Raw genomic sequence first — 20228 nt, forward strand, 5'->3', positions numbered from 1 at the left:
CGCGCGGCGAGCTCGGAGTCCGGCGGGTAGCCGACCGCGACGAGGGTGAGGCCCTTGGCCGCGGCGACGGGGTAGGCGCGCGCGGGGGGGGGGGGGGGGGGGCGTGGCGACCGACTGGCGAGTTCAAAGAGGAGGGGCCGGATGCCATCGGCATCCGGCCCCTCGTCTTGATGTCTGAGCTGGAGGGCGCTACGCCCCGAACCAGCGGCAGACACTCACTCCCACTCGATCGTCCCCGGCGGCTTCGAGGTCACGTCGAGCACGACGCGGTTGACGTCGGCGACCTCGTTGGTGATCCGGTTGGAGATGCGCGCGAGCAGGTCGTAGGGCAGGCGCGTCCAGTCGGCGGTCATCGCGTCCTCGGAGCTGACGGGGCGCAGCACGATCGGGTGACCGTAGGTGCGGCCGTCGCCCTGCACGCCGACGCTGCGGACGTCGGCGAGGAGCACGACCGGGCACTGCCAGATCTCCTCGTCGAGGCCGGCGGCGGTGAGCTCGGTGCGCACGATCTTGTCGGCGGCGCGGAGCGTCTCGAGCCGGTCGGCCGTGACCTCGCCGACGATGCGGATGCCGAGACCCGGCCCGGGGAAGGGCTGGCGCCCGACGATGACCTCGGGCAGACCGAGCTCGCGGCCGATGGCGCGCACCTCGTCCTTGAACAGGGTGCGCAGCGGCTCGACGAGCTCGAACGTGAGGTCCTCGGGGAGCCCGCCGACGTTGTGGTGGCTCTTGATGTTGGCCGTGCCGGTGCCGCCGCCGGACTCGACGACGTCGGGGTAGAGCGTGCCCTGCACGAGGAACTTGACGGGCTCGCCGCCCTCGGCCTTGGCCTCGAGCACGAGCGCCTCGGCGGCGGCCTCGAAGGTGCGGATAAACTCGCGGCCGATGATCTTGCGCTTCTGCTCCGGGTCGGTCACGCCGGCGAGCGCGTCGAGGAACTGCTCGCGCGCGTCGACGGTGATGAGCCGCACGCCGGTGGAGGCGACGTAGTCCTCCTCCACCTGCTTGCGCTCGTCGGCACGCAGGAGACCGTGGTCGACGAAGACGCAGGTGAGCTGGTCGCCGACGGCCTTGTGCACGAGCGCCGCCGCGACGGCGGAGTCGACGCCGCCGGAGAGGCCGCAGATGACGCGGGCGTCGCCGATCTGCTGGCGGATGCGCTCCACCTGCTCCGCGATGACGTTGCCGCTGTTCCACTCCGCGGGGATGCCGGCGGCGCGGTGCAGGAAGTTCTCGAGCACGGCCTGGCCGTACGCGGAGTGCTTGACCTCGGGGTGCCACTGCACGCCGTAGAGCTTGCGCTCGTCGCTCGCGAACGCGGCGACCGGGGTCGAGCCGGAGGAGGCGAGCACCTCGAAGCCCTGGGGGGCGGATGCCACGGAGTCGCCGTGGCTCATCCACACCGTCTGCTCGGCGGGCTGCTCGCCGAGCAGCGAGCCGCCGTCGCCGGCGAGGGTGACGGCGGTCGAGCCGTACTCGCGGAGGCCGGTGTTGGCGACCTCGCCGCCGAGGGCCTTCGCCATCGCCTGGAAGCCGTAGCAGATCCCGAGCACGGGCACGCCGAGCTCGAAGATGCGGGGGTCGACCGCGGGGGCGCCGGGTTCGTACACCGACGAGGGTCCGCCGCTCAGCACGATGCCGGCGGGCTTACGGGCGGCGATCTCGTCGACGCTGATCGTGTGGGGCACGATCTCGCTGTAGACGTTGGCCTCGCGCACGCGCCGGGCGATCAGCTGGGCGTACTGGGCACCGAAGTCGACGACGAGTACCGAGCTCTGGTCGGGGGCGTCGGCCGGGGTTGCGCTAATGGGTGACCTCCGCGGTCTCGGGGGTGGTGAGCGCGGCGAGTTCCGCGCGGACGCGGTTCGCGGTGGGGCGCTCGAGGAGGAAGGAGAGCAGCGGGATGACACCGCCGAGCGCGATCACCAGGAATCGCGTGAAGGGCCAGCGCAGCAGCGACCAGAGCCGGAAATCGGCGAAGAGGTACGCGACGTAGAGCCAGCCGTGCACGATGAGGATGATCGTCGACAGGTTGACGCCGGTGATCATCTCCTTCGGCGTCAGCGCGAGCAGTCCCTCGGGACCGCCGAGCTCGATGTCGGCGCCCATGCCGTAGCGGAAGACCATCATCAGGCAGAGCAGCAGCAGGAACGTGCCGGTGACGACGGACGTGACCTGGTACAGCCGCAGCGCCGTGCGGATCTTCGGGGCGTCGGACGGGGATGGGCCGAGAGGCATGCGGTCAGTTTAGTTGCGCACGCGCCGCGGCATCGGCCTCGGCCTTCTCGTACTCCTCGCGCTCCCAGGCGTCCTTGACGAGGCGGTACCAGAGGTAGATCGCGAAGCCCGCGAAGAGCACCCACTCGACCGCGTAGAAGATGTTGAGCCAGTTGAGCGACGTGTCCTGCACCGGCGGCGAGGACTCGATCGGGTCGAGCCCGCCGACGGGGTCGTCGGCGATGAGGTAGCCGGCGTAGATCGCCTCGACGCCCCACGCGTTGATGAAGTCCGCGGGCGCCATCGCCCGCCTGCCCGCCTGGAAGTCGGCCTCCTGCGGCGACTCGGCCGGCTGGTAGCGCCCGACGAGGGTGACGGATGACTCGGGCACGGCGCCCCGCGCGGCATCCGCCTCGTCGTACGTCTCCGCCCAGCCGAGCGCCACGGGCAGCGACGCGCCGGTCTCGTCGACGACGAGGTGACCGACGAGCCAGTCGCCCTCGGCGCCGGCGTTGATCCGTCCCTCAAGCACCGTGGTGTCGGCGGGGACGAAGGTCCCCGTCACCTCGACGCGCTGGCCCGCGGCCACGCTGCGGAGCGGTGATTGCGGCTCCGCGACCTCGGTGAGGGGCGTGACGACCTCGGTGGGGCGTTCGTCGGGCGCGGCCGCGATCACGGCGCGTTCGAGCTGCCAGCGGCCGAGCGCGGCGAAGACCCCCGAGACGACGATCGCGAGCAGCAGCAGGGCGATCCAGCGGGGACGTCTGGCGACGGACCACATGTCAGTACTCCGGGTCACGGCGAGGGGTGTGCTCGTCGGACTGGTTCATGGCCTGCTCGACGAGCCTGTCGAGCTCGGCGCGGTCGGGTCCGTGGTGCTCGTCGTCGCCGTAGTCGTCGTCGGCACGCTCCTCCTCGTCCTCGCCGGTGTCATCATCGCCCGCGCCGGCTGGGCGCTGCCCGGATGTCGCGGCCTCGACGAGGGCGAACGCCTGCTCGTCCTGCACGGGCGCCGCGGCGGGCGTGCGCGTGCGCCGGAACACGCGCCTGCCGATGCGCTCGGAGTTCGTGGCGAGCACGGGACCGAGGATCGCGAGCACGAGCACGTAGAGCCCGGCGAACGGGGTGATCCGCTCGTCGAGTCCGGCGGCGGCGGCGAGCGTGGCGAGGATCAGGGCGAACTCGCCGCGGTTGTGGAGGATGAACGCGGTGTTGAGCCCCGCCTGCCAGTCGAAGCCGTTGAGCCGCGCGACCACCTGCCCGGCGAGGAGGTTGAGCACGATCGTCATGACGACGGCCCCGAGCACGGGCAGCGCGACGCCCGGGAACTGAGCGGGATCGAGGGTCAGCCCGAAGTTCACGAAGAACACGGCGCCGAAGACGTCGCGCATGGGCAGGGCGAGCTGTTCGACGCGATCGCGGAACGTCGTGGCGCCGAGCACGAGTCCGATGAGGAACGCGCCGATGGCATCCGTCACGCCGAGCAGGTCTCCGACGCCGCCGAAGAAGATCGCGAGCCCGAAGAACATCACGGTGAAGAGCTCGCTGTCGCGGGTGCGGAAGATGCGTCCGACGAGGCGTCCGCCCCAGCGCGCGATCGAGAACATCGCGAGGAGGAACAGGAACGCGATCGCGAGCTTGCCGACGACGGGCCAGACCTCGGTCTCGCCGCTCAGCACGACGGACACGATGGCGAGGTAGACCGCGATGAAGACGTCCTCGACGACGGTGACGCCGAGGATCATCGGCGTCTCGGGGTTCGCGAGCCGCCGCAGCTCGATGAGCAGCTTCGTGACGATCGCGCTCGACGACGTCGCCGTCATGCCGGCGACGATGAGCGCCTCGCGGGTGCCCCAGCCGAGCAGGAAGCCGAACCCGAAGCCGACGCCCATGTTGATGAGCACGTAGGTGCCGCCGCTCAGCAGCAGCTTGCCGGCGTTGTTGACGAACTCGTCCTGGTCGAACTCGAGCCCGAGATTGAACAGCAGCAGGATGAGGCCGAACACGGCGACGAGCTCGACGGTGTGGGAGTCGAGGCTCAGCGGGAACAGCCCGAAGTGCGGGCTCGCGAGCAGCCCGACGACCATGTAGATCGGGATCGCGGGTAGACCGATGCGGCGGCCCAACCTGCCCAGCGCGTAGGCGATCAGGAGGAGCGCGCCGATGATGACGAGCTCTTCCCCCAGATGCACCCCTAGCCTCCCGGTGCCGCGTCGGCCGCGGCCTTCTGGCGGATCTCGCCGGTGCGCCAGAACGCGAACGCCTTCGCGACCTTCTCCGGGGTGCCCGCGACGACGAGCGTGTCGCCAGGGAACACCTTGAAGTCGGGCGACGGCGCGGGGTTCGCGGCGTCGCCGCGCACGACCGCGACGACCGTCAGGCCGACGACCCCGCGTGCGCCGAGGTCGCCGAGCGGCTGACCGGCGATGTGATCGTCGTAGTCGACGGTGAACCAGTCGATCGAGAGGCCCGGGATCTGCTCGAGGCTCGACAGCGACTCGGTGATGCGGGTGCCGCCGAGCAGCTCGGCGAGCGTGTGCGCCTCGTCCTCGTCGAGGCGCAGGCTCACCTTGGTGGCATCCGCCCCGTCGCCCGCCTCCGAGAAGGTGATGAGGTCGCTCTGGCCGGAGCGGTGCGTGATGACACCGCACTTGCCGCCGTCGTGCGTGACGAAGGTGTGCAGCACCCCGACGCCGGGGAGCTTGACGCGTTTGACGTCGACCACGGCTACTTCACCGCCACGTCGGGTGCGGCGAGGCGCACCCGGTCGGCGGACTCGTCGTCGGGCTGCTGCTGGCTCGCCCGTTCTGCCTCGACGCGGAGCAGGTAGAAGTCGACCTCCTGCTGCTCGCGGGCGGCGTCCCAGCCGAGCGCCTCGGCCATGAGCCGGGCGACCACGGGGGCAGCGCTGACGCCCCGGTCCCACGCCTCGATCGAGATGCGGGTGCGGCGGGCGAGCACGTCGTCGACGTGCAGGGCCCCCTCGTGGCTCGCGGCGTAGACGACCTCGGCCTGGATGTAGTCATCGGCTCCGGGCAGCGACTCCCCGAGCTCCGGCCGCTCGCGCAGCAGGTCGAGGATCTCGTCGGTCAGCACGCCGTAGCGGTTGAGCAGGTGCTCGATGCGCACCTTGTGCACGCCGAACGCCCGGGCGAGCTTCGCGCGCTTGTTCCACGCGGCCTGGTAGCCCTCGGCGCCGAGCAAAGCGATGTCCTGCGTGACGCTCTCGGAGATCTTGCCGTCGAGTGCGGCGACGGCCTCGTCGATCGCGTCCTTCGCCATCACGCGGTAGGTGGTCCACTTGCCGCCGGCGACGACGACGAGACCCGGCACCGTGTGCGCGACGATGTGCTCGCGCGACAGCTTCGAGGTCTGGTCGCTCTCGCCCGCGAGCAGGGGCCGCAGTCCCGCGTAGACGCCCTCGACGTCCTCGCGGGTGAGCGGCACGGTCAGCACCTGGTTGACGTGCTCGAGGATGTAGTCGATGTCCGCCGCGGTCGCCGCGGGGTGAGCCTTGTCGAGGTTCCAGTCGGTGTCGGTCGTGCCGACGAGCCAGTGCCGGCCCCACGGGATGACGAATAGCACGCTCTTCTCGGTGCGCAGCAGCAGGCCGACCTTCGACTGGAAGCGGTCGCGCGGCACGACGAGGTGCACGCCCTTCGACGCGCGCACCTTGAACTGCCCGCGCTCGCCGACCATGGCCTGCGTGTCATCCGTCCAGACGCCGGTCGCGTTGACGACCTGACGGGCGCGGATGTCGAAGTGCTCGCCGGTCTCGAGGTCGTGCGCCTTCACGCCGACGACGCGCTCGCCGACCTTGAGGAAGCCCTCGACCCGCACTCGGCTCGCGACGTGCGCGCCGTAGGCGGATGCCGTGCGCGCGAGCATCGCGACGTAGCGGGCGTCGTCGACCTGGCCGTCGTAGTAGGTGATGCCGCCGATGAGGGCGTCGTTGGCGATGCTGGGGGCCAGCCGCTGCACCTGGCGCTTGGTCAGGTGGCGGTGGTGCGGCACTCCGGGGGAACGGCCGCCGGTGTAGCTGAAGAGGTCGTAGAGCAGCATGCCCGCGCCGATGTAGGCGCGCTCCCACACCCGCCTGGTGAGCGGGTAGAGGAACCGCACGGGCTTCACGAGGTGCGGCGCGATGCGCTGCAGCAGCAGGCCGCGCTCGATGAGCGCTTCGCGCACGAGCCGGAAGTCGAGCTGCTCGAGGTAGCGGATGCCGCCGTGCACGAGCTTCGACGAGCGGCTCGACGTGCCGGAGCCCCAGTCGCGGGCCTCGACCATGCCGACGCGGAGGCCGCGGGTGACGGCGTCGAGCGCGCTGCCCGTGCCGACGATGCCGCCGCCGACCACCAGGATGTCGAGCTCTTTCGTCTTCAGCGCCTGGATCGCGGCGCTGCGTTCCTCGGGCCCCAGCTTCGTTGAGCGGGCGACCGAATTCGGCTTCGACGTGGTGGCCATTGCTGCCTCCTAGTTATCCATGTGCCTCAACGCGCTGTGTACGGGGCGACGACGACCTCGACGCGCTGGAACTCCTTGATGTCCGAGTACCCCGTTGTGGCCATCGAGCGACGCAGTGCACCGACGAGATTCGCGGTGCCGTCGGCGACGGTGGCCGGTCCGTAGAGCAGCTGCTCGAGCGGGGCGATCGAGCCGACGCGCACGCGGTTGCCGCGGGGCAACTCGGAGTGGTGGGCCTCGAGGCCCCAGTGCCAGCCGCCGCCCGGGGCATCCGTCGCCCTGGCGAGCGTCGTGCCGAGCATGACGGCGTCGGCGCCCACCGAGATCGCCTTGACGATGTCGCCGGAGCTGCCGAGGCCGCCGTCGGCGATGACGTGCACGTAGCGTCCGCCCGACTCGTCCATGTAGTCGCGGCGTGCGCCCGCGACGTCGGCGAGGGCGGTGGCCATCGGCGCGTGGATGCCGAGGGTCGCGCGCGTCGTCGACGCCGCTCCCCCGCCGAAGCCCACGAGCACGCCCGCGGCGCCGGTGCGCATGAGGTGCAGCGCCGCGGTGTAGGTCGCGGCGCCGCCGACGATGACGGGCACGTCGAGCTCGTAGATGAACTTCTTCAGGTTCAGCGGCTGCTGGTTCTTCGACACGTGCTCGGCGCTGACGGTCGTGCCGCGGATGACGAAGACGTCGACCCCCGCCTCGACGACGGTCTTGTAGTGCTCCTGCGTGCGCTGCGGGCTGAGCGCCCCGGCGACCGTGACGCCGGCCTCGCGGATCTCGGCGAGGCGCTGCGTGATGAGCTCGGGCTTGATCGGTTCCGAGTACAGCTCCTGCATCCGGCGCGTCGCGTCCGCGGCGTCGAGGGAGCGGATCTCGCCGAGCACGGGCTCCGGGTCCTCGTAGCGGGTCCACAGGCCCTCGAGGTTCAGCACACCGAGGCCGCCGAGCTGACCCATGCGGATCGCGGTCGCGGGCGACATGACGGAGTCCATCGGCGCGGCGACGAAGGGGATGTCGAAGGAGTAGGCGTCGATCGTCCACGACGTCGAGACGTCCTGCGGGTCGCGGGTGCGCCGGGAGGGCACGACCGCGATGTCGTCGAAGGCGTACACGCGGCGGGCTCGCTTGGCCCGGCCGATCTCAACGTCACTCACGGGGAGATTCTAGTTGCCGGGGACCGACGGGCGCTTTTCACTGTTCGCAGACTGCCATCGAACGCGGAAAGGGGCGGCCCCGGCATCCGGAACCGCCCCTCCTCGCTCGTGCGACTAGTGCTTGTCGCGCGCCGCGTCGACGTCCTTCGCGAGGGTGCCGAGGTAGAGCTCGGTCACCTTCGGGTCGTTGAGCAGCTCGCGGCCGGTGCCCGTGTAGGCGTCGCGGCCCTGGTCGAGCACGTACGCGCGGTCGCAGATCTGCAGGCAGCGGCGGGCGTTCTGCTCGACCATGATCACCGAGACGCCGGCCTTGTTGATCTGGCGCACCCGGATGAAGGTCTCGTCCTGGCGCACAGGCGAGAGACCCGCGCTCGGCTCGTCGAGCAGCAGCACCGACGGGTCGATCATGAGCGCGCGGCCCATGGCGACCATCTGGCGCTCACCGCCGGAGAGCGAGCCGGCGCGCTGCTTGCGGCGCTTGCCGAGCTCCGGGAACAGGGTTGCGATGAACTCGAACCGCTCCTCGAACATCTTCGGCTTCTGGAAGAGGCCCATCTCGAGGTTCTCCTCGATCGACAGGCTCGGGAAGACGTTGTTGTTCTGCGGCACCATGCCGACGCCCTTGGCGACGAGCTTGTCGGCCTTGAGTCCGGTGATGTCCTCGCCCTTGAGCGTGATCGATCCGCCGCGGATCTTCACCTGGCCGAAGATCGCCTTGAGCAGGGTCGACTTGCCGGCGCCGTTCGGGCCGATGATGCCGATGAGCTCGCCCGGGAACGCCTCGACGGTGCATCCGTTGAGGATGTTCACGCCGGGCAGGTAACCGGCGACGAGCGCGTCGGTCTTGAGCACCGGGTCGGCAATGCCCACGGGGGTGGATGCCTCGCTGCTGACGCTCTGGGCCATCAGTGGTTCCCCTCCTGCTGTTCGTGCTTCTTCTCGGCGGCCGCCTCGGCCTCCTCGACGGTCGGCAGGTCGAGCTCGACCTCCATCTCGCCGAGGTCCTCGTCGTGGTGGGCGCCGAGGTAGGCGTCGATCACGGCCTGGTCGGTCATGACCGTCTCGGGCGGGCCCTCGGCGACGATGCGCCCCTCGGCCATGACGATGACCCAGTCGGAGATGTGGCGCACCATGTGCATGTCGTGCTCGACGAAGAGCACGCTCATGCCCTCCTCCTTGAGCCCGCGGATGTGGCCGAGCAGCGACTGGGTGAGGGCCGGGTTCACGCCCGCCATCGGCTCGTCGAGCATGACGAGGGTCGGCTCGCTCATGAGGGCGCGGGCCATCTCGAGCAGCTTGCGCTGACCGCCGGAGAGCGAGGCCGCGTAGTCGTCCTTCTTCGCGTCGAGCTTGAAGCGGGTGAGGAGGTCCTCGGCGCGCTTCGTGATCTCGTCCTCGCGCTTGGCCCACAGGGGCTTCACGATCGCGGTGAAGAAGTTCTCGCCGCCCTGCTTGGTCGCGCCGAGAAGCATGTTCTGCAGCACGGTGAGGCGACCGAGCGACTTCGTCAGCTGGAAGGTGCGCACCATGCCTGCGCGCGCCACCTTGAACGCGGGCACGCGGGCGAGGCTCCTGCCCTCGAAGCTCCACGAGCCGGTGTTCGGCTTGTCGAAGCCCGTGAGCAGGTTGAAGAACGTCGTCTTGCCGGCGCCGTTCGGGCCGATGAGGGCCGTGATCTGGCCGCGCGGGATCTCGACGTGCTCGACGTCGACGGCCTTGAGTCCGCCGAACTGCCGGGTGACGCCGTCCGCGACGACGATGGGGTCGACCTTCTTGCAGCCTGGGCCGACGGCTCCGTCGACCAGGGGGTGCGAGGCCACTGCTGTGTCAGACACTGAACGACAGCTCCTTCTTGTTACCGAAGATTCCTTGCGGTCTGAAGATCACGAGGAGCATCAGCGCCACACCGACGATGATGAACCGGATCTGGCCCGCCTGGTCGGGAGTGAGGAACGAGACGATCCCCGACTCGACGAGCCCGACGATGATGCCGTTCGACAGCGACAGGACGACCCAGAAGATCATCGCGCCCACGATCGGGCCGAAGACCGTCGCGGCGCCGCCGAGCAGCAGCAGTGTGTAGATGAAGAACGTGAGCGCGGTGCCGTAGTTACCGGGCTGCACGGCGCGGGGCAGGATGAACACGAACCCGGCGAGACCACCGAGCACACCACCCAGCACGAGCGACTGCATCTTGTAGGAGTACACGTTCTTGCCGAGGCTGCGCACGGCGTCCTCGTCCTCGCGGATGCCCTTGACGACACGGCCCCACGGGCTGCGCATGAGCAGCCACACGAGCACGGTCGCGATCGCCACGAGCGTCCAGCCCACGATGCGCACCCACCAGCCGTCGGCCGTGTAGGTGAAGGGGCCGAACCCGTAGGTGCCCTCGGGGATTGGGTTCAGGGCGTAGAACCCGCCGGAGAACCCGCTGAGGCCCGAGGCGCCACCCGTCACCGGGGTGAGGCCCGTGGTGCTGACGACGTAGCGCACGATCTCGGCCGCGGCGATCGTCACGATCGCGAGGTAGTCGGCGCGCAGTCGCAGGGTCGGCAGACCCAGGATGAACGCGAACACGACGGACGCGAGGATCACCATGAGCAGCGCGGCCCACACCGGCCAGCCGAATCCGAGCGTCGCGATGGCGAAGGCGTACGCGCCGATCGCCATGAAGCCGGCCTGACCGAAGTTGAGCAGACCCGTGTAGCCGAAGTGCACGCTGATGCCGATGGCGGCGAGCGCGTACGCGGCGGTCGTGGGGCTCGCGATCTGAGAGATCGCGTTCCCGAGGATGGTTCCCCAATCCATGGCGGCCCTCCTAGCCGATCCGTTCCTTGCGCCCGAGGAAGCCCTGCGGGCGGACAAGGAGCACGAGGATGAGAATGACGAGCGCGATCGCGTAGCGCAGGTCGTTGGGCAGCCACACCGCGGAGACCTCCGTGGCGAGACCGATGAACAGGGCGCCGACGAGAGCGCCGAAGGCGCTGCCGAGGCCGCCGAGAGTCACCGCGGCGAAGAGCAGCAGCAGGATCTGGAAGCCCATGTCCCAGCTGACCCCGCGGTAGAGGCCGTAGAGCACACCCGAGAGACCCGTGAGGGTTCCCGCGAGCACCCAGACGATCCGGATGATGCGGTCGACGTTGATGCCCGACGCCGCGGCGAGCGAGGCGTTGTCGCTGACGGCGCGGGTGGCCTTGCCGATGCGGGTGCGGGTGAGGAAGAGCCCGACGAGCACCAGGATCACGGCGCTGATGATGGCGCTCGCCACCGACGTCCAGCTGACGCGGGCGGCTCCGATGTCGACGGCGCCGCTGAAGCCGACGTTGAGCGTCTGGTCGCCGGTGCCGAAGATGATGACGAAGACGTAGCGGACGGCCAGAGAGAGACCGATCGTCACGATCATCGCCTGCACGAGCTTGACGCCCCGGCTGCGCAGCGGCTTGTGGATGCCCGCGTCCTGCGCCCAGCCGAACGCGCCGCTCGCGACGAGCGTGATGACGCCCGCAAGGATCACGTTGAGCGGGAACGCCATCTCGCGGAAGGCTGCGCTGAGGAACCAGAAGACGATCGCGCCGAAGGTCACCATCTCGCCGTGGGCGAAGTTGTTGAGACCGGTCGTGCCGAAGATCAGCGAGATGCCGATCGCGGCGAGCGCGAGGAACAGGCCGAAGATGATGCCGTTGACCACCTGGGTCCAGATGCGGTCGGCGAGCAGAGCGCCCTCGTCGCGGACGACGGGGGCGGCGCCCTCCTCCCCCACCGGGAACAGCAGGTTGATGGTGCTCGTCGTCGAGGCGTTCACCTGCCGCGTGAGGTTGTCGGGCTGGGTCGGCTCGATGCCCTCGGGCAGCGAGTCGGGGTCGAGGGTGGCGGTGTACTCGCCGGGTCCGGGCAGGGCGACCGACCAGCGGCCGTCGGCGCCGGTCACGCCGGTCTCCTCGATGCCGTTGCCCTCGACGAGCACCTCGGCACCCTCGATGGGGTTGCCGGGTCCGGCTTGGATGATGCCGCCGACGGTGAACTGGGCACCTTCCGCGGGCGGGGCGGGGGTCGCGCTGGTCGCGGACGCGCCGGCGACGCCGAGCCCGAGCACCATCGCGACCGCGGCGACGAACGTCGCGACGATCAGGGTTAGCCCCCGCGGCATCCGCAGGGCAGGGGGGACGGCCAGTCTCACAGAACCTCCAGTGGCAGCCTCGACCGGAGGTGGCTCCTGGTCATGGTCGCCTGACCTTACAGCGGATTTGTATCGCGGATGTTTCATCGCTACACGATCGAGCCTGCCCCGCCCCACGTGCAGGCTCTACTATCGGAGCACCGAATCTCAGCGTGGAGTGCGGCATCCTGCTCATCCTCGGCACGACAAGGGGCACCCAGTGACGCAGAACGACCCGTTCGGATTCGTCGGACTCACGTATGACGACGTGATGCTGCTTCCGGGCCACACCGACGTGATCCCATCGGAAGTGGACACCTCGACCAGGCTGACCCGTCGCATCCGCCTCAACACCCCGCTGCTCTCCAGCGCCATGGACACGGTGACCGAGGCCCGCATGGCCATCGCCATGGCCCGGCACGGCGGCATCGGCATCATCCACCGCAACCTCTCCATCGCCGATCAGGCCGCGCAGGTCGACAAGGTCAAGCGCAGCGAGAGCGGCATGATCACGAACCCCGTGACGACGACCCCGGATGCCACGGTGGCCGAGGTCGACGCGATCTGCGGGCAGTTCCGGGTCAGCGGCCTCCCCGTGGTCGAGGGCGACGGCAAGCTCGTCGGCATCATCACCAACCGCGACATGCGCTTCGTCTCCCCCTTCGAGAAGGAGACGACCCTGGTGCGGGACGTCATGACGAAGGCGCCGCTCATCACGGCGCCCGAAGGCGTCGACCCCGACTCCGCGATCGCGATCTTCGCGCAGCACAAGATCGAGAAGCTGCCCCTTGTCGACGGCGAGGGCCGCCTCCGCGGCCTCATCACGGTCAAGGACTTCGAGAAGACCGAGAAGTACCCGCTCGCGACGAAGGACGCCGACGGCCGCCTCCGCGTGGGCGCGGCGATCGGCTTCTTCGGCGACGCGTGGGACCGGGCGATCGCGCTGCGCGACGCGGGCGTCGACGTGCTCGTCGTGGACACGGCGAACGGTGACAGTGCGGGAGTGCTCGACATCATCCGCCGCCTCAAGTCCGACGAGTCGTTCGCGCACATCGACATCATCGGCGGCAACGTCGCGACCCGCGAGGGCGCCGCGTCGCTCATCGCCGCGGGTGCGGACGCCATCAAGGTCGGCGTCGGCCCGGGCTCCATCTGCACCACCCGCGTCGTCGCCGGTGTCGGCGTGCCCCAGGTGACCGCGGTCTACGAGGCGTACCTCGCGGCGCGCGAGGCCGACGTGCCCGTCATCGCGGACGGCGGCCTGCAGTACTCGGGCGACATCGCGAAGGCGCTCGTCGCGGGAGCCGAGACCGTGATGCTCGGCTCGCTGCTCGCCGGCACCGACGAGAGCCCCGGCGAGGTCGTCTTCGCCAACGGCAAGCAGTACAAGGGCTACCGCGGCATGGGCTCGCTCGGCGCGCTGCAGACCCGCGGCAAGAAGACCTCGTACTCACGCGACCGCTACTTCCAGGCGGATGTCCCGAGCGACGCGCAGCTGATCCCCGAGGGCATCGAGGGGCGGGTCCCCTACCGCGGTCACGTCGCCGCCGTCGCGTACCAGCTCGTGGGCGGCCTGCGTCAGTCGATGTTCTACGTGGGAGCGCGGTCGATCGACGAGCTGCGCGCCAAGGGCCGCTTCGTCCGCATCACGGCGGCGGGCCTCAAGGAGTCGCACCCGCACGACGTGCAGATGGTCGTGGAGGCGCCCAACTACACGCGCTGACACTGCGTTCTCGGAGGGGGCTGATGCCGGGTGGCATCCGCCCCCTCCGCTGTTCCCGGCGGCAGCCGTCTTGGCGCCGGGCGCTCGCGCAACCATGCATCGGATCGCCGAAGACGCTTGCGATCGCATGCCGGATACGCGATGGACTGCATCCTTGGGATAGCACCCGTCCTTCACACCCGCTCCGCGCAGGCGGCGTGCACAGAAGGGCGGCATAGGGCGGCACGACGAAGCACGTGACGGCAGCCTCGTGGTGTGACCGTGGCATTCGAGGAGCCGATCCTGCTCACCCGCACGCTGCGGCTTCGCGGAGTCGGAGATCACGCGTTGCGCCGCGCGTTGCACCGGGGTGAACTCGTGCGGCTGACGGCTGGCGCTTACACCAGCGGCGCCCGACGGTCGCTCCTCACGGCAGCCGAGCGGTACCGTCTCCGCTGCGTCGCTCACAGCTGCGCCTCCCGCAGCCCGGTCGTGCTCAGCCACCAGTCCGCTGCCGCGGTGCTCGGACTTCCGCTCGTCGCCGCGGACCTCTCGCAAGTGCATTACACGGTGCCACTAGCGGGCGGCACGAGAACGAGTGGTGGCGTGCGTCGGCATGCGAACTTGCTGCCACGAGATCACCTCGCCGAGATCGACGGCGTGTGTGTCACCTCCGTAGCCCGCACCCTTGCCGACCTGGCGGGCACTTCCTCCTTCCTCGTCGGCGTCGCCGCCGTCGACCAGGCGCTGAGGCTGAATCAGTGCTCGGTAGAGGACATCCGCCAGGCGGCACTCGAGCTCGGACGAACGCGGGGACGGCGAGCCAGGGAGAAGGTCCTCGCGTTCGCGACGCCCCTCGCCGAGTCGCCAGGCGAGAGCCTCAGCCGGGTTCGGATGGAGGAGCTCGGCTTCCCCCGTCCTGTGCTGCAACAGCGGTGGACGCTGGCTGATGGAACGGTCGCCTACACCGACTTCTGGTGGCCGGAGCACGGACTGATCGGAGAGTTCGATGGCGTCGCCAAGTACGTGCGCCATGATTACGCCGGACACCGCACCGCGGCCGATCTGGTCATGGCGGAGAAGCGCCGTGAGGACGCACTCCGCGCTCTGGGACCGCGGGTGGTGCGCTGGGACTGGGCCACGGCACTCGATCGACCCGCCTTCTTCAGGCTTCTCTCCTCCGTCGGCCTGCCCTCGCCGGTCCCTCGCGCGACGCTGTTCGAGGCGGCACTCGAACGCGGAACACGCAGCCGATCGAGTGCATGATCAGCATTCGGCTGCATGGTCGCGCTGTGCGCCCTCAAAACGCGACGAGGGGCCCGGCCGTCAGGCCGAGCCCCTCGCGTAGGAGTGCTGCTTACTCGTTGAGCGAGCCGAACTCCGCGTTCAGCGGCGTGTACTTGTTGTCCGCGCCGTACTGGTAGATACCGATGTAGGCCTCGGTCGGGTCACCGTTCTCGTCGAAGGTGATCGGGCCGGAGGGGCCGTCGTAGTCGATGTCCTCACCATTGGCGAGCAGGTCGAGGCAGGCCTGGAAGGTCTCGCACTTGGTGCCGTCCTTCGAGACCGACTCGAGGTTGTCGCGGATCGCCTTGGGCGAGTCGTCGTCGGCCTGAACCGCGGCGAGCGCCGAGAGGATGACGGCGTCGTAGGACTCGGCCGAGTAGCTGAAGTCCGTGAGCGACGGGTCGATCTCGAGCAGGCGGCTCTGGAACTCCGCCGAAGCGAAGTTACCGGGCAGCGTGCCCTTGGCGCCCTCGAGGGTGCCGGGCTCGAACTCGTACGAGTTCGACAGGTTGCCGTCGACGAAGTAGACGGCGTTGCCCGGGAAGCCCTGAGTGTTGACGAGCTCGGGGATGATCGACGCAGTCTGGTCGAACGCGATGACCGCGATCGCCTCGGCGCCCGACGCCAGCACCTCGTCGACGATGCCCGCGAACTGGGTCTCGTTCTCGTTGAACGTGACGGCCGCGGTGACGGCGCCACCGGCGGCCTCGATGGCCTCCGTGGCGTTCTCAGTGAGACCGATGCCGTACGGGTCGTTGAGGTAGATGATGCCGACGTTGGCGAAGCCGTCACCGGTGATCAGGTTGCCGAGCACGCGGCCCTGCAGCACGTCCGACGGAGCGGTGCGCCAGTAGTAGCCGTCGTCGTCGTACTCGCTGAAGTCCGGCGAGGTGTTCGCCGGCGAGATCTGGACGATGCCGGCGCCGGTCACGGCGTCGATGAAGGTGAAGGACACACCCGACGAGGCGGCACCGACGATGACGTCGGTGTTGAGCCCGATGAGCTCCTCCGCCGAGAGGGTCGCGGTGTCGGTGGTGGTGTCACCGGAGTCGCGGTCGTTGTTCTCGACCGAGAACGGGAACGCGTCGCCCGCGGCCTCGATGTCGGCGATGGCCAGGTCGACACCGGCGAACTCGGGCGGTCCGAGGAACTCGAGGGATCCGGTCTGCGGCAGGATCGTGCCGACCGAGAAGACCCCGTCGGCAGGACGGTCGGCGGCGGGCGACGACGTCTCCTCGTTGCCACTACCGGTCTCGCTGCCACCGTTGCCGCTGGCACACGAGGCCAGCAGCAGCACACCGGCGCCGAAAGCGAGCGCCTTGAGTCCGGTGGAGACAGCCTTCGAGCGTGAGGCCGAAGCCCTCACGAATGCGCTCATGTTGCTCCTCATGATGAATGTGAAAGGACAGCGGTGCTAGGCACTGCCGTCCCGTCAAGATACGGACGCATCCGAACTCGCACAATACAAACCTGTTACAGGCATGTAACACGGCTTAATCGTTACTTTCCGTGATCTGAACGGTCGCGCCGTAACGGAATACGCACCAGAAGACGCGCTGACCTGCGGAAAGCGTCGTTCTCAGGCACTGCGAAGGGGCCGAACGGATGCCTCAGCAGTGGGAGCGCGCCCATAGGCGCCGATTGCGGCTGATTGCGGCCCGCTCGAACTGACGCTTTGCGGCGCAGCGGACAGGCGGGCGCACGCCGTGCCTTGAGGTGACCGATCAGCCGCGCACACGCCCCCGGTAAGCACGCAAGAGCAGGAGGCGAGGAGACGCGCGATCAAGCGCGAAGACGCCCCCCGGTAAGCACACAAGCGCGACCCGCGAGGGGGCGCACCGCTCAGGCGGGCTCGAGCGCCTCCCGGCGGGGTGCGCGGTTCGCCGCGAACATGTCCACGGTCAGCACGACGAGGGCGACCCACACGATGGAGAAGCCGATCCACCGCGACACGGGCATCGCCTCATGCAGGATCAGCACCCCGAACAGGAACTGCAGGAGCGGCGCGATGTACTGCGTCAGGCCCATCACGGTGAGCGGCAGCCGACGGGCGCCGGCGGCGAACAACAGCAGCGGGACCGCCGTGATGACCCCGGATGCCGCGAGCAGCAGCGCGTGACCCGTACCCTCCGACGCGAACGTCACCGCCCCCATCGTGCCGAGCACCGCGAGTTGGGCCGCCGCAACCGGAGTGAGCCACGCGGTCTCGAGCGCGAGGCCGGTGACGGCGTCGACCCGCCCGCCGACGAGCTTCTTGACGAGGCCGTAGGTCGCGAACGAGACGGCGAGGGTTAGCGCCATCCACGGGAAGACGCCGTAGCCGACCGCGATCACGAGCACCGCGACGACGCTGAGGCCGACCGCGGCCCACTGCGCGGGGCGCAGGCGCTCGCGAAGCACGACGACGCCGAGCAGCACGGTGAGGATCGGGTTGATGAAGTAGCCGAGCGCGCCCTCGACGACGTGGCCGGTCGTCGTCGCGTAGACGTAGACGGTCCAGTTGGCGTAGATGCACGCGGCGGCGAGGCCCATCAGCAGCACGGTGCGCGGCGAGCGCAGCAGCTGGCCCATGCGGCGCCACGTTCGCGTGACGGTCAACAGCAGCGCGCAGAAGACGAGCGAGAAGAGGATGCGCCAGCCGACGATCTCGAACGGACCCGCCGGCGCGAGCAGGAAGAAGTAGACGGGCAGCACGCCCCAGAGCCCGTAGGCGCCGAGCGAGTAGCCGAGCCCGGCGCGGAACGTGCCGGCCTCCTCCCGGACGGATGATTCAGTGGGAGGCACCGGAGCAGTTTAGTTCCGCACGGATGTCTCGGCGTGGGGCCAGTGCGGAAGAGGTGGCCTCGGCGACCTGACGCGCGCCTCGAAAATGACGCTGCTGCGCCGCGGCCCCCAGGGTCACGGATCGGGGCAGCAGAGGTCGGGGGAACGACGAAGGACGGGAAGCGGTCAACAGGTCGCGGCAGCAGGCGCCCGGAGACGACGGGGCGGCGGCGCGGCCGACAGGTCGCGGCAGCAGGCGTCGCGAAAACGACGAGGGCCACGGCACGGCCGACAAGGCGCGGCAACACGCGCCGCGGAAACGACGAAGGCCCGGGCGAACCCGGGCCTTCGTGGGAAGAATCGTCAGCGGACGACGACCGCGAGCACGTCGCGGGCCGAGAGGACGAGGAAGTCCTCGCCGCCGTACTTGACCTCGGTTCCGCCGTACTTCGAGTAGATGACCTTGTCGCCCACGGCGACGTCGAGCGGAACGCGGTTGCCGTTGTCGTCGATGCGGCCGGGGCCCACGGCGACGACCTCACCCTCCTGGGGCTTCTCCTTGGCGGTGTCGGGGATGACCAGGCCCGAGGCGGTGGTCTGCTCTGCCTCGACCTGCTTGATGACGATGCGATCCTCGAGCGGCTTGATGGAGACCGACACGGTTGACCTCTTCTTTCTAGGGAACGTAGAAGTTTCGCTGGCAGGCTCGCCTTACGAGTGCCAGAACAACTGTATTGAATGCCTGGCACTCGTGCAACGCGAGTGCCAGTCGCTAGGGTGGCGAAGTGCAGCCGGACGAACTTCGTGAGCTCCTCACTCCCGAGGGGCTGAGGCTGCTCGACTCGCTGCCGCCCTACGAGTCGAAGACCGACGTCGTGCGGATGGTCTCCTCGCTCCGCGCCGCCGGGCACTCCCCCGCCCTCGTCGCCGCCGTGCTCGCGCAGTCGAAGCTCCGAGGCCGCGCCCGGGCCAAGTTCGGAGAGTTCGCGAGCCGGATGCTGTTCACCGAGGCCGGCCTCGAGCAGGCGACGCGCCTGCCGGTCGCCGCGCAGCACGCCGGCCGCTTCCGGAGCGCGGGAGCGGTGCGGGTCGCCGACCTCGGCTGCGGCATCGGCGGCGACGCGCTCGCGTTCGCGTCGCTCGACCTCGCGGTCACGGCGGTCGAGCGCGACGAGGTGACCGCCGCCATCGCCGCCTACAACCTCGCCCCCTTCGACACCGTCGAGGTACTCCAGGCCGACGTCACCCAGGTCGACCTCGCCGGCACGGATGCCGCGTGGCTCGACCCTGCCCGGCGCACGACCGACCGCGGAGCGACGACCGCCCGCTCCTGGGACCCCGCCGACTGGAGCCCCTCCCTCGACTTCGTCTTCGGCCTGGCCGAACGGATGCCGGTGGGCGTCAAGCTCGGCCCCGGCGTCGACCGCGACGTCGTGCCGCCGAATGCCGAGGCGCAGTGGATCTCGGCCGGACGAGAGGTCGTGGAGCTCGTGCTCTGGTTCGGCGAGCTCGCACGCCCTGGCATCCGTCGCTCCGCCCTGCTCGTGGGCAACGACGGCACCCACGAGCTGACCGCGGCGGGCGACAGCGACGATGCTCCCGTGCGGGAGCTCGGCGCGTACCTGTACGAGCCCGACGGGTCCGTGATCCGCGCGCGACTCATCGGCGACCTCGCCCGCGCGCTCGACGCCGGCATGGTCAGCGAGCAGATCGCCTATCTGACCGCGGATGCCGCGGTCGAGACACCGTTCGCGTCGTGCTTCGCGATCGACGCGGTGCTGCCGCTCGACGAGCGGGCGATCCGGCGCGAGCTGGCGGCCCGGGGCATCGGCACGCTCGAGATCAAGAAGCGCGGCGTCGACGTCGACCCGGCGCAGTTCCGCAAGCGGCTGTCGCTGCGCGGGCGCGGTGAGGCCACGCTCGCGCTGACCCGGCTGGGTGAGCGCCGCGTCGCGCTGCTCACCCAGCGGGTGCGCTTCAGCTGAAGCCCTCGCCGCTGAGGAAGATGAACGGCAGGAACGCCGCCGTGCCCGCGATCGCGAAGATCGCGATGAAGAAGACGATGAACAGCACGGTGAGCCCGACACCGACCCAGCCAGCGATGATGCCCGTGAGCCAGTAGCCGCGGGCGTGCGGCTCCCGCGTGCGTGCCATGTAGCCCGTGATGAGACCGGCGATCGAGGCGAAGATGCCGATGCCGACGCTCATGAGCAGGAAGCCCGCGATCGAGAGCACCATCGACGTGATCGACAGCGTCGACGGCGGCGTCACGACGACGGGCCGGCCGTAGGCGTCGTAGAGCTGCGACGGCGGAACGGGCGGACCGTGCACGGCACCGGGCGGCGGAGGCACGGCGCCCGGACGCTCGTAGCCGGGGCCGGGCTGCTGCCCACCGAACTGGCCGGGCGCGCCCTGGGGCGGCTGATCTGACATCCGTTGCCTTTCCTCACGGTCGCGGTCAGCGTACAGGGGCCGGGAGACACAGCGAAGG

At 69.7% G+C, this 20228-nt stretch carries 18 protein-coding genes; 3 read left to right on the forward strand and 15 right to left on the reverse strand.

The window, feature by feature from the left end:
* Positions 1-215 precede the first annotated feature (215 nt).
* The 11 genes from guaA to JUB10_RS03185 all read right to left on the reverse strand — a co-directional run bounded on the left by guaA (position 216) and on the right by JUB10_RS03185 (position 12006).
* The gene (gene guaA / locus JUB10_RS03135) at positions 216-1808 is read right to left on the reverse strand and encodes a glutamine-hydrolyzing GMP synthase (protein ID WP_207454399.1); all 1593 of its coding nucleotides are present in this window, start codon (positions 1806-1808) and stop codon (positions 216-218) included.
* Positions 1804-2238 (reverse strand): DUF3817 domain-containing protein, encoded by a 435-nt coding sequence (locus JUB10_RS03140; protein ID WP_207454174.1) that lies wholly within the window; start codon positions 2236-2238, stop codon positions 1804-1806. The genes guaA and JUB10_RS03140 overlap by 5 nt, the downstream gene beginning before the upstream one ends.
* Positions 2239-2242: 4 nt before the next feature.
* On the reverse strand, positions 2243-3016 hold the full coding sequence (locus JUB10_RS03145) for an SURF1 family protein (RefSeq protein ID WP_207454175.1): 774 nt from the start codon (positions 3014-3016) through the stop codon (positions 2243-2245).
* Complete coding sequence (locus JUB10_RS03150) at positions 3000-4409, reverse strand: cation:proton antiporter (protein ID WP_207454177.1); 1410 nt, start codon at positions 4407-4409, stop codon at positions 3000-3002. Before JUB10_RS03150 ends, JUB10_RS03145 begins: the two co-directional genes overlap by 17 nt.
* A gap of 2 nt (positions 4410-4411) precedes the next feature.
* The gene (locus JUB10_RS03155) at positions 4412-4942 is read right to left on the reverse strand and encodes a cation:proton antiporter regulatory subunit (RefSeq protein WP_207454186.1); all 531 of its coding nucleotides are present in this window, start codon (positions 4940-4942) and stop codon (positions 4412-4414) included.
* A gap of 2 nt (positions 4943-4944) precedes the next feature.
* Complete coding sequence (locus JUB10_RS03160) at positions 4945-6681, reverse strand: glycerol-3-phosphate dehydrogenase/oxidase (protein WP_207454188.1); 1737 nt, start codon at positions 6679-6681, stop codon at positions 4945-4947.
* Between the two features lie 26 nt (positions 6682-6707).
* A complete protein-coding gene (locus JUB10_RS03165) occupies positions 6708-7829 on the reverse strand; it encodes a GuaB3 family IMP dehydrogenase-related protein (protein WP_207454190.1) in 1122 nt (373 codons plus the stop codon).
* A 114-nt stretch (positions 7830-7943) separates the two neighbouring features.
* The gene (locus JUB10_RS03170) at positions 7944-8735 is read right to left on the reverse strand and encodes an ABC transporter ATP-binding protein (protein ID WP_207454192.1); all 792 of its coding nucleotides are present in this window, start codon (positions 8733-8735) and stop codon (positions 7944-7946) included.
* On the reverse strand, positions 8735-9664 hold the full coding sequence (locus JUB10_RS03175; protein ID WP_207454194.1) for an ABC transporter ATP-binding protein: 930 nt from the start codon (positions 9662-9664) through the stop codon (positions 8735-8737). The genes JUB10_RS03170 and JUB10_RS03175 overlap by 1 nt, the downstream gene beginning before the upstream one ends.
* Positions 9657-10637 carry a branched-chain amino acid ABC transporter permease gene (locus JUB10_RS03180; protein WP_207454196.1) on the reverse strand — a complete coding sequence of 327 codons (981 nt, stop codon included), beginning with the start codon at positions 10635-10637 and terminating at the stop codon, positions 9657-9659. The genes JUB10_RS03175 and JUB10_RS03180 overlap by 8 nt, the downstream gene beginning before the upstream one ends.
* Before the next feature lie 10 nt (positions 10638-10647).
* A complete protein-coding gene (locus JUB10_RS03185) occupies positions 10648-12006 on the reverse strand; it encodes a branched-chain amino acid ABC transporter permease (protein ID WP_307859064.1) in 1359 nt (452 codons plus the stop codon).
* A gap of 199 nt (positions 12007-12205) precedes the next feature.
* Here JUB10_RS03185 and guaB point away from each other — a divergent pair, with 199 nt between their 5' ends.
* Positions 12206-13708, forward strand: coding sequence for an IMP dehydrogenase (guaB, locus tag JUB10_RS03190; RefSeq protein ID WP_207454197.1), 1503 nt, complete (start codon positions 12206-12208; stop codon positions 13706-13708).
* A gap of 255 nt (positions 13709-13963) precedes the next feature.
* On the forward strand, positions 13964-14953 hold the full coding sequence (locus JUB10_RS03195) for a hypothetical protein (RefSeq protein ID WP_207454198.1): 990 nt from the start codon (positions 13964-13966) through the stop codon (positions 14951-14953).
* A gap of 91 nt (positions 14954-15044) precedes the next feature.
* On the opposite strand, the gene JUB10_RS03200 is transcribed toward JUB10_RS03195, so the two are convergent.
* The 3 genes from JUB10_RS03200 to groES all read right to left on the reverse strand — a co-directional run bounded on the left by JUB10_RS03200 (position 15045) and on the right by groES (position 18397).
* Positions 15045-16352 (reverse strand): ABC transporter substrate-binding protein, encoded by a 1308-nt coding sequence (locus JUB10_RS03200; RefSeq protein WP_207454199.1) that lies wholly within the window; start codon positions 16350-16352, stop codon positions 15045-15047.
* Between the two features lie 464 nt (positions 16353-16816).
* Complete coding sequence (rarD, locus tag JUB10_RS03205; protein WP_207454200.1) at positions 16817-17758, reverse strand: EamA family transporter RarD; 942 nt, start codon at positions 17756-17758, stop codon at positions 16817-16819.
* Positions 17759-18100: 342 nt separating this feature from the next.
* Positions 18101-18397 carry a co-chaperone GroES gene (gene groES / locus JUB10_RS03210; protein WP_207454201.1) on the reverse strand — a complete coding sequence of 99 codons (297 nt, stop codon included), beginning with the start codon at positions 18395-18397 and terminating at the stop codon, positions 18101-18103.
* A 125-nt stretch (positions 18398-18522) separates the two neighbouring features.
* Here groES and JUB10_RS03215 point away from each other — a divergent pair, with 125 nt between their 5' ends.
* The gene (locus tag JUB10_RS03215) at positions 18523-19722 is read left to right on the forward strand and encodes a class I SAM-dependent methyltransferase (RefSeq protein ID WP_207454202.1); all 1200 of its coding nucleotides are present in this window, start codon (positions 18523-18525) and stop codon (positions 19720-19722) included.
* On the opposite strand, the gene JUB10_RS03220 is transcribed toward JUB10_RS03215, so the two are convergent.
* Positions 19715-20170 carry a DUF4190 domain-containing protein gene (locus JUB10_RS03220; protein ID WP_207454203.1) on the reverse strand — a complete coding sequence of 152 codons (456 nt, stop codon included), beginning with the start codon at positions 20168-20170 and terminating at the stop codon, positions 19715-19717. The genes JUB10_RS03215 and JUB10_RS03220 overlap by 8 nt on opposite strands.
* Positions 20171-20228 lie beyond the last annotated feature (58 nt).

The organism is Desertivibrio insolitus, from assembly GCF_017355965.1.
GTDB lineage: Bacteria > Actinomycetota > Actinomycetes > Actinomycetales > Microbacteriaceae > JAFIQW01.